This window comes from Macrococcus sp. DPC7161 (assembly GCF_004117835.1).
Lineage (GTDB): Bacteria > Bacillota > Bacilli > Staphylococcales > Staphylococcaceae > SDSC01.
In genome coordinates, this window is sequence record NZ_SDSC01000012.1 from 22,866 (window position 1) to 29,503 (window position 6,638).

Sequence of the window (6,638 nt, forward strand, 5' to 3'; positions counted from 1 at the left end):
ATTTAACTTTTGTTTACAAATATAAATATTTAATAAATGTTAAATTTAATGTTAATTATTGTATGATATAAAATGAGTTTCTTCTATTATATATATCGATTTTTAAAGATGAAATGTACAGAAGATTTATGTATACTAAATGAAAGAGATATTTTGGGGGAAATTATGATAGAAATTAGATATGCAACGATTGAAGATTTGTCTCGCGTATGCAAAATTCAAGATCGTGCTCATGAAGTATTAACATATCATGAATGGCTTGTTTTTGTAGAACCAACAGAATTAAAACGAGCGATTATGAATCAACATATGGCTGTTGCTTTAGTGGAAGGGCAGATTGCTGGTTTTAGAACGTTAGAAATTAGTGAGACGGATTATTTAGGGAAGTACAATAATCTTGCGAACCATGAAGATATGATTTATTCAGATTTGTCTGTAGTTGATCCTGACTATAGAGGGATGGGGATTCAAAAATTAATGGGAGAGTGGTTGTTTGAAAGAATAGAACAACGATATGTTTTTGCGACAGTACACCCAGATAATATTGCTAGTTTAAAAGATAAATTTCATTTAGGTATGTACATCATTGCATTTGATGAAGTGTATCCTGGTAAGAAACGGTTTGTATTCTTTAAGGATATGCAACAAGAACGTATAGCTAAAGGTGCTGCTACAGTAATGGTACCATTAACATTTGATGACTCATTTGCAAAACTGATTGATGACGGGTATGTCGGAATAGCTATAGATGAAGATGCTTTAATATTTAGTTTATAAGTCACCTTTATGGTGGCTTTTTTATTGTGAAAAATGAATGCGATGTTAAACGTAATATTTAACATAAATATTTTGAATTTTAGGAATATTTATTGTATATGTAGTATACAAGGGATGTATTTGTAGAGAAAAACTATACAAATTTTGATTTGTAATCATATTGCAATGATTTGTCACAAATTTGTAATATTATTTTTAAAGAATAAGTGGTTATTTATACCTAAATGCAAATTGTGAAAAAAGAAAGATTAATATGTTAAAAATGTTAACTTAATTTTTAATTATTTTATAGAGGACATTAGTTAACCCCTTGATACACATTGGTTTTAGTTAACTTTGTTAATTGATGTTAAATCTAAAATGATATTAAGATCGTGTTTAATTAATTTTGTTATAATTAAATCTATTGAACTACCTATGCGTATTTATTATTTTAAAATAATTGTATTTATCTCAATAATTATATAAATTTATAAACAATCACCAATCTTTGCGATTTATTATAAAGGGTGACATGGTATATAATTTATGTCACCTTTTTTAAAAACCCTTGGTATTAAAGGGTTTTTAAAATGAACTTGGAAATTTTTACAATAAAATTTTATTTTGAAAACGGCTTCATAATCCATTTTATATTCCAAATGGATATAGCACTTAATGTTTTACTAAACAAGTAAAAAAAACACTCACAATATATATTTTTGTTGTTTTCAATATTGTACCGTTGTATACTATAGAAGTTCTCAAGGAGTGTAAAAACACATTTTAATTGGACAAACATTTAGAAATTACATAGAATTCTTGAAAGTTAGATTCGGAAACAAAGAGGTGACAAAATGTCAAAGCAGAAAAAAGATTTTAAAATGAGTGTTGTAGATGAGAAAGTTAGATTTAAATTATACAAATCAGGTAAACACTGGGTAAAAGCTGGATTAAAAGAATTAGAATTAATGCGCTTAATGGGATTACCGATTGTTGTTAAAGGATTTAAAGATAACAATAATATAGAAGAAAAAGAAGAAAAAGCATTTAAACACACATTGGCAAAAGGCGCAGCAACAGCAGCTGGAGGCTTTATTGCGGCGAATGCATTTGATGCAAACCAAGCATTTGCAGCAAGCGATTTACCAGTGACATCAGAACTTGCGACAAGCAGTCAAACTATTGGTAATCAAAACTCTACAGTATTAGTAGATTCAACAGCATCTACATCTGATACTACAACAACATCAACAGCATCAACTTCAGATACAACAGCTAAATCGGATACAACTTCAGCATCAAATGCAACAAGTGATTCATTATCAAGTAGTGTTTCTGAATCTAAGTCAGTAAGTTTATCTTTATCAACAAAAGACAGTTTACAAGCATCGACATCTGTAAGTACATCGAAGTCTGAAAGTTTATCAGCTTCAGAAAGTGCTTCAAATAGTAAAGCAGGTTCGACAACAAGCGGATCAACAAGCACAACGAGCAATACAAGTACAACAAGTACAGCAGGCTCGACAACTAGTGGCGCAACGAGTAACACATCTACTGCAAATGCTTCATTATCATCATCTATCGCTACAAGTATATCAGGCTCAACATCATTAGCGACGAGTCAAGCAGCAGTAGAATATATGAATTCAATGAATGAAGACATTGGTACTTTAGGTACATTAACAACATTGAAAGCATTAACTGCAGTATCAACAGCAACATCTACTACTTATACAGGTGTTGGTTTTGATAAATACAGTAACGTAAATGTTTACTATAAATTAATCGTTACAAATATTGGTGGCGCACTTAAGTTTACATATATCGTAGGTTATGATAATCCAAATACAACTACAGTAGAAAAACCAAACGTAGCAGGTCCAATCCAAAACACACCAGAGATGGGTGGTACATTAGTTGATTACGGTTCAGGTTATGGAACAATCACATCAGCAACATCGTACTTTGTAGATTCAAACGGTAATAAAGTGGCGACACCCGGTCAATTTAGTATGGCTGTTTATGACCAAGGAAGTGGTAAATACACATTCCAAAAACGTGATATCACAGGAACACAAACAACAGCTGGGTTAAGCATGGTAACTGAGTGGACAGTGCCAATCACGTCATCAACTGGAGATTTATCATACGTATTTACACCTTACGCAACACAAGATAACACAGCTACAGGACGTATTAACTATTTCACAGATACGATTAACGGTACTGACCCAGTACAAGCATCTGTAAGTACAAGTACATCATTAGTAAATAGTGCAAGTACATCAACAGCGACAAGTACATCAATAGTAAACAGTACAAGTACATCAACAGCGACAAGTACATCACTAGTAAATAGTACAAGTACATCAACAGCGACAAGTACATCATTAGTAAATAGTACAAGTACATCAACAGCAAATAGCTTGAGTACATCTACGCAAAAAAGTTTAAGTCAATCGACATCAGGATCGACTAGCCAATCAACAAGCGGCTCAACAAGCCAGTCGACATCAGGATCGACTAGCCAATCAACAAGCGGCTCAACAAGTCAATCGACGTCAGGTTCAACAAGCCAGTCGACATCAGGTTCATTATCGAACTCGATTTCATTAAGCCAATCAACAAGTGGCTCAACAAGTCAATCGACATCAGGATCGACTAGCCAATCAACAAGCGGCTCAACAAGTCAATCGACGTCAGGTTCAACAAGCCAGTCGACATCAGGTTCATTATCTAATTCGATTTCATTAAGCCAGTCAACATCAGGATCGACTAGCCAATCAACAAGCGGCTCAACAAGTCAATCGACGTCAGGTTCAATAAGCCAGTCGACATCAGGTTCATTATCGAATTCGATTTCGTTAAGCCAGTCAACATCAGGATCGACTAGCCAATCAACAAGCGGCTCAACAAGTCAATCAACGTCAGGATCAACAAGTCAGTCGACATCAGGTTCATTATCGAACTCGATTTCATTAAGCCAATCAACATCGGGATCGACTAGCCAATCAACAAGTGGCTCAACAAGTCAATCGACGTCAGGTTCAACAAGCCAGTCGACATCAGGCTCATTATCTAATTCGATTTCATTAAGCCAGTCAACATCAGGATCGACTAGCCAATCAACAAGTGGCTCAACAAGTCAATCGACATCAGGTTCAATCTCAGAATCAACAAGCGGTTCAATTAGTGAGTCGACTTCAGGTTCTATCTCAGAATCGACAAGTGGTTCAATTAGTGAGTCGACGTCAGGTTCAGTATCAGAATCAACAAGTGGTTCAGTAAGTGAATCAACATCAGGTTCTATCTCAGAATCGACAAGTGGTTCAATTAGTGAGTCGACTTCAGGTTCAGTATCAGAATCAACAAGTGGTTCAATTAGCGAATCTACTTCAGGATCAGTATCGAACTCAGAATCAACAAGTGGTTCAGTAAGTGAATCAACATCAGGTTCAGTATCAGAATCAACATCAGGTTCTATTTCAGAATCAACAAGTGGTTCAATTAGCGAATCTACTTCAGGATCAGTATCGAACTCAGAATCAACAAGCGGTTCAATTAGCGAATCAACATCAGGTTCGGTATCAGAATCAGTAAGTGGTTCAGTATCAAATAGTGAATCGACTTCAGGTTCTATTTCAGAGTCAACAAGTGGATCAATTAGTGAATCAACATCAGGTTCAATTTCAGAATCAACAAGCGGTTCAGTAAGTGAGTCGACTTCAGGATCAATATCAAACTCAGAATCAACAAGTGGATCAATCAGCGAATCTACTTCAGGTTCAATCTCAGAATCAACAAGCGGTTCGATTAGTGAGTCGACGTCAGGTTCAGTTTCAGAATCAACATCAGGTTCGGTATCAGAATCAGTAAGTGGTTCAGTATCAAATAGTGAATCGACATCAGGTTCTATCTCAGAGTCAACAAGTGGATCAGCAAGTGAATCGACATCAGGTTCTATTTCAGAATCAACAAGCGGTTCAATTAGCGAATCAACATCAGGTTCTATTTCAGAATCAACAAGTGGATCAATTAGTGAGTCGACTTCAGGTTCTATTTCAGAGTCAACAAGTGGTTCAGTATCAAATAGTGAATCAACATCAGGCTCAATCTCAGAATCAACAAGCGGTTCAATTAGTGAGTCGACGTCAGGTTCGGTATCAGAATCAGTAAGTGGTTCAGTATCAAATAGTGAATCGACATCAGGTTCTATTTCAGAGTCAACAAGTGGATCAATTAGTGAATCAGCATCAGGTTCAATTTCAGAGTCAACAAGTGGATCAATTAGTGAATCAGCATCAGGTTCAATTTCAGAATCAACAAGCGGTTCAGTAAGTGAATCAACATCAGGTTCTATTTCAGAATCAACAAGTGGTTCAATTAGCGAATCTACTTCAGGATCAGTATCGAATAGTGAATCGATATCAGGTTCAATCTCAGAATCAACAAGTGGATCAATCAGTGAATCGACATCAGGTTCTATTTCAGAATCAACAAGTGGTTCAGTAAGTGAATCTACTTCAGGATCAGTATCGAACTCAGAATCAACAAGCGGTTCAATTAGTGAGTCGACATCAGGTTCTATTTCAGAGTCAACAAGTGGTTCAATTAGCGAATCAACATCAGGTTCAGTATCAGAATCAACAAGTGGATCAGTAAGTGAATCGACATCAGGTTCAATCTCAGAATCAACAAGTGGATCAGTAAGTGAATCAACATCAGGTTCTATTTCAGAGTCAACAAGTGGATCAGTAAGTGAATCAACATCAGGTTCTATTTCAGAGTCAACAAGTGGTTCAATTAGCGAATCAACATCAGGTTCAGTATCAGAATCAACAAGTGGATCAGTAAGTGAATCGACTTCAGGATCAGTATCAAACTCAGAATCAACAAGTGGTTCAATTAGCGAATCTACTTCTGGATCAATTTCAGAATCAACAAGCGGTTCAGTAAGTGAGTCGACTTCAGGATCAGTATCGAACTCAGAATCAACAAGTGAATCGACATCAGGTTCAATCTCAGAATCGACAAGCGGATCAGTAAGTGAGTCGACTTCAGGTTCTATTTCAGAGTCAACAAGTGGATCAGTAAGTGAATCAACATCAGGTTCAGTATCAAATAGTGAATCGATATCAGGTTCAATCTCAGAATCAACAAGTGGATCAATCAGTGAATCGACATCAGGTTCTATTTCAGAATCAACAAGTGGATCAGTAAGTGAATCGACATCAGGTTCAATCTCAGAATCAACAAGTGGATCAGTAAGTGAATCAACATCAGGTTCTATTTCAGAGTCAACAAGTGGTTCAATTAGCGAATCAACATCAGGTTCTATTTCAGAGTCAACAAGTGGTTCAATTAGTGAATCAACATCAGGTTCTATTTCAGAATCAACAAGTGGATCAGTAAGTGAATCGACTTCAGGATCAGTATCAAACTCAGAATCAACAAGTGGATCAGTAAGTGAATCAACATCAGGTTCTATTTCAGAGTCAACAAGTGGATCAGTAAGTGAATCAACATCAGGTTCTATTTCAGAGTCAACAAGTGGTTCAATTAGTGAATCAACATCAGGTTCTATTTCAGAATCAACAAGCGGTTCAGTAAGTGAGTCGACTTCAGGATCAGTATCAAACTCAGAATCAACAAGTGGTTCAATTAGCGAATCTACTTCTGGATCAATTTCAGAATCAACAAGCGGTTCAGTAAGTGAGTCGACTTCAGGATCAGTATCAAACTCAGAATCAACAAGTGGTTCAATTAGCGAATCTACTTCTGGATCAATTTCAGAATCAACAAGCGGTTCAGTAAGTGAGTCGACTTCAGGATCAGTATCGAACTCAGAATCAACAAGTGGTTCAATTAGCGAATCAACA

General features: G+C 35.9%; 2 protein-coding genes. Both read left to right on the plus strand.

The features are described 5' to 3' along the window. Nucleotides 1-165 precede the first annotated feature (165 nt). The gene (locus ER639_RS11555; protein ID WP_164993443.1) at nucleotides 166-777 is read left to right on the plus strand and encodes a GNAT family N-acetyltransferase; all 612 of its coding nucleotides are present in this window, start codon (nucleotides 166-168) and stop codon (nucleotides 775-777) included. An 836-nt stretch (nucleotides 778-1,613) separates the two neighbouring features. Continuing rightward, on the plus strand, nucleotides 1,614-6,638 hold a 5,025-nt coding region (locus ER639_RS11560), incomplete at its 3' end, for a KxYKxGKxW signal peptide domain-containing protein (RefSeq protein WP_129065917.1).